Genomic DNA, 3,787 nt, shown 5'->3' with positions numbered 1-3,787 from the left:
AACGAGATCTTTCAGGTGGCGGAGATTCCGCGCACGCTGTCGGGTAAAAAGCAGGAACTGCCGATCAAGAAGCTGCTGCTGGGGCAGCCGATCGAGAAGGTGGTGAATCGCGAGGCGATGGCGAATCCGGGCTGTCTGGACTGGTATGTGGCCTTGGCGCGGGCGCATCAGGGCTAGTCAATGGCCTCTCACCTGTCACCCCAATAAAAAACGGGAGCCGCAGCCCCCGTTTCTGTTGCAGCGTGACCGAGGGTCAGGCTTGTGGTTTCTGCCGGCGGCGGCTGACGGCGAGCCCCGCCAAGGCGAGTCCGGCCAGGGCGAGGGAGCCGGGTTCTGGAACCGCGGCGCCAGTGACGTCGAGCGAGATATTGTCGATCCCGAAACCAGCGGGACCGGTGAAGCTCTGTGGAATGATGTTCGAAATCCGCAGTGTGACGGTCTGGCCGGCATTGTCGAGCAGGGCATTCGTCACATCAGTCGTATTGAAAACCCAGCCTTGATTCACGTTCTGGAAGCTCTGGCTAAAAAGATTGTCCAGCAAGGTCGTGTCGGTGGCGTCGTACATATCAATGCTGAAAGTGCGCGCTTGGCCGCTGATATTCATGCGGACGGAGTCGAAAAACGAAAGGGTTGCCGAAGCGATCGATCCCGGCAAGGTAAATTGCTGAGAGATTTGCAGCGTACCGGCGGGGCCGTCGAATGTGTTGTAAGCGGCGAAAGTGCCATTGGTGGGGGCCGGCATGTTGCCCACATTGTTGGTGCAACCGTGTGTGCCGGTCGAGTTGACGGTCCAGGCATTGGTGCCGCAACCGCCGCCGCCGAGATTAGCGACCGACCACCCGCTTAAAGAACCGGTTTCGAAATCACCGTTGGTCACGACTTCCGTCGCCGACGCCGTCTGAATACAGGCAAATCCAAAAATGCCACAAATCAACGCACTCTTAAGGGAAATTTTCACAACAACTCCATTTGATATTTAAAAAAGGCTTCCTGACGAAGATAAGCAATTTATGTGCCGAATTAATTATGTTGATATAAATCAAAGGTTAAAGACGATATCTCCCTACATCTCCGATGGTGGTTGTAAAGAATTTCGACATCTTGGAGGGCACTATTACGCTGGGGCCCTCGCCAGATGTCAGAAACCCGCTGCGGTCGAACAGCACGATCTCGCCAGCGGCTGGCCTGCAGGAAGGAGCGGGCAAGCGCCATGTATATAGGCAAGAAATTCATGGGACTATGGTTAAATCCCCATAGGGGAGATGGTCAAATAACGAGGAGCAGTTACTAACATCACCTGTTTTCAAGCATGAAGAAGCATTTTTCTGTCAGTTTCAAAAATACGCCTCTTCACTTGCGCTTGCGCCTGATGGTGGGCCTGCTGGTGATCAGTCTACTGGGGTCACTGGCGGTTTACTGGATACAGGTCGAAGTCTCCAACACCCAATTGCGGCAAGACATCTTGTCCATGACGGACTTGCAGGCGCAGCAATTGGCCGATGCCGTGGCGCGCCAGACGGATGACCTCATACGGGGTATCGATAACGGCCTACAGCACATACGCCACGATTATCTGGACGACCCCAATTCGTTCGTCGAGGCCGTCAACGCCACGCTCGAGGGTTATCCCGAGGGGACCCTCCTGAATATCGCGGTATTGGATGCCCTGGGCGACGCGGTTTACAACATGGTCCCGGCGCGCGGGCAAGTCTACGGGGGCGACCGCGATTATTTTCGTGTCCAGGCCGCAAGCAGCGTGGACCGGCCTTATGTCGGCCAGGCCATCCTGGGTCGGATCAGCAACGTCTGGGTCATTCCTGTCAGTCGCAAACTGGTGGTCGATGGCCGCTTCGCGGGCGTCGTGACGGTGTTCCTGCGCGCTGACTACTTGCAAGGCAAGTTGGCTCGCATCGCGCGCCATAAGGGTGATGTGATCTCGCTGTTCACGCTGGACGGTGCGTATCTGTCACGCAGCACCGATCTGGATAATTCATTGGGCAAGTCAACGCCGAGAGATCGACCTTTCCTCGGGCCCAACGCACCGCGCGCCGGCGTATTTCGGGTGGTTGCCGCCTTTGACAAGGTGCCGCGCATCTATGGCTGGTCGCGGCTGGACGACCACCCGCTGGTGGTCGTGGTGGGACTGGATACGAAGTCCATTCTGGCGCCGATCGAGGTCCAGATCGAGCACGGTCGCCAGGTCAGCGCCATTGGTTCGAGCATGATCGTGGCGGGCATGCTGTTCGTCGTCGGGCTGCTACTGCATACCTCCAGGCAACAGCGCAAGATCTCGGAAAACGAAGCGGCACTGCAGATCAGCAAAGCCGCGTTTGAGGCGGCGTCCGAAGGCATGATGGTGACCGATGCCGAAAATCGCATTCTCATGGTCAACCCCGCATTCAGTCAAATTACCGGGTACACCGAACAGGACGTGATCGGGCAAAGGCCGAGCGTGCTTTCATCCGGGCACCAGGACCGGGATTTTTACGCCACGCTCTGGCGCGCCCTGAACACCCATGGGCATTGGGAGGGCGAGGTCACCAACCGTCACAAGAACGGCCAGCTCTACATCGAGTGGCTGAAGATCAGCGTGATCGACCGGGACGACCCGGTTCGACGGCGGCATGTCGCCGTGATCAGCGACATCACGGTGAGGAAACGGGGCGAGGAAATCGTCTGGCGCCGCGCCAATTACGACGAACTGACCGGCTTGCCCAATCGCCGCATGTTCATCGATCGTCTCAAACAGACGCTCGGCCGCGCGGCCCGCCACGGCTACTGCCTGGCGGTGCTGTTTATCGACCTTGACGAATTCAAGCCGGTCAATGATCGTTATGGCCACCAGACTGGCGACGAATTGCTCAAGCAGGTGGCGTCGCGCATGGATCTGTGCCTGCGCGAGGAGGATACGGTGGCGCGCCAGGGCGGAGATGAATTCGTCGTCATGCTGGCCACCGTTCACAGCGAACGTGAAGCGCTGGCGGTGGCCGAAAAGCTGCTGGCGGCGCTGCACGGGCCGTTCGAGATTGACGGCCACATGATCAACATCGGCGCCAGCATCGGCGTGGCCCTGTTTCCCCAGCACGGGGAAACGGCGGACATATTGGTCGAAAAAGCGGACGCAGCCATGTACACGGCCAAGGGGGCCGGCCGACATGCGGTGCGACTTTATTCCGCGGAGTTGCCGGTGTCTGGCCGGGAAGACGCTTAGAGCGCGTGCCGTGATGCTCACGCACGCAGCCAACCGCCGCCTCTATCCGCACACCCACCGATCGAAATGCAGGGCATGAATTCCGCACGTTTCGTTACCGCCGCTCACAGTTTTCCAAGGACGCTCATCGCCTTGTTGAGCCTGGTCGTGCTCGCCGTGATGAGCATCGTGGGTTGCCTGATTTGGTCGGGCTATGAAGCGGCAATCTACAACACCGAAACCAAGACGCGCGACTATGCGGCCATACTCGAAGCGCGGCTGGAGGCCACGCTGCGCCGCGCCGAAGCCGACTTGGGGGAACTGGCGCGCGAGATCCCGGCGCCGGTCTGGTATTTTCAGAGGTCATCACTGGCCGTAGTACAGGCCGCCAAGTCATTGCCATCTCCAGAGCGCTGACGGATGGACAGGGAACCTTCTTGGGCGTGGTCTATGCGCTGCTCGTAATGCAAACTTTGAATTTGTCGTGAAGTTGCCAAGGCGGTAGGTGGAATAGACATGGCGAATCTCCGCCGTTTTTTCATTTTTCCAAGTGGTATGCAGCAGACTTAAGCAGTCAGAAGCGACACAGCTTGATTG

Annotated in this window: 3 protein-coding genes; 2 read left to right on the top strand and 1 reads right to left on the bottom strand. The window is 58.3% G+C overall.

Going from position 1 to position 3,787, the window contains the following annotated elements; genetic code table 11:
• Positions 1–253: 253 nt before the first annotated feature.
• Positions 254–958, bottom strand: a complete 705-nt coding sequence (locus tag B3V69_RS07745; RefSeq protein WP_296445333.1) for a PEP-CTERM sorting domain-containing protein — start codon at positions 956–958, stop codon at positions 254–256.
• Positions 959–1,309: 351 nt separating this feature from the next.
• Between B3V69_RS07745 and B3V69_RS07740 the strand changes: the two genes are divergently transcribed.
• Positions 1,310–3,211, top strand: coding sequence for a sensor domain-containing diguanylate cyclase (locus tag B3V69_RS07740; RefSeq protein WP_296445331.1), 1,902 nt, complete (start codon positions 1,310–1,312; stop codon positions 3,209–3,211).
• Positions 3,212–3,286: 75 nt separating this feature from the next.
• Positions 3,287–3,607 (top strand): hypothetical protein, encoded by a 321-nt coding sequence (locus B3V69_RS07735; protein WP_296445329.1) that lies wholly within the window; start codon positions 3,287–3,289, stop codon positions 3,605–3,607.
• Positions 3,608–3,787 lie beyond the last annotated feature (180 nt).

This window comes from Rhodoferax sp. UBA5149 (genome assembly GCF_002413825.1).
Classification (GTDB): Bacteria; Pseudomonadota; Gammaproteobacteria; order Burkholderiales; family Burkholderiaceae_C; genus Rhodoferax.
Note: the sequence above shows the minus strand (reverse complement) of the source record. Positions and strands in the feature narration are given on the sequence as shown.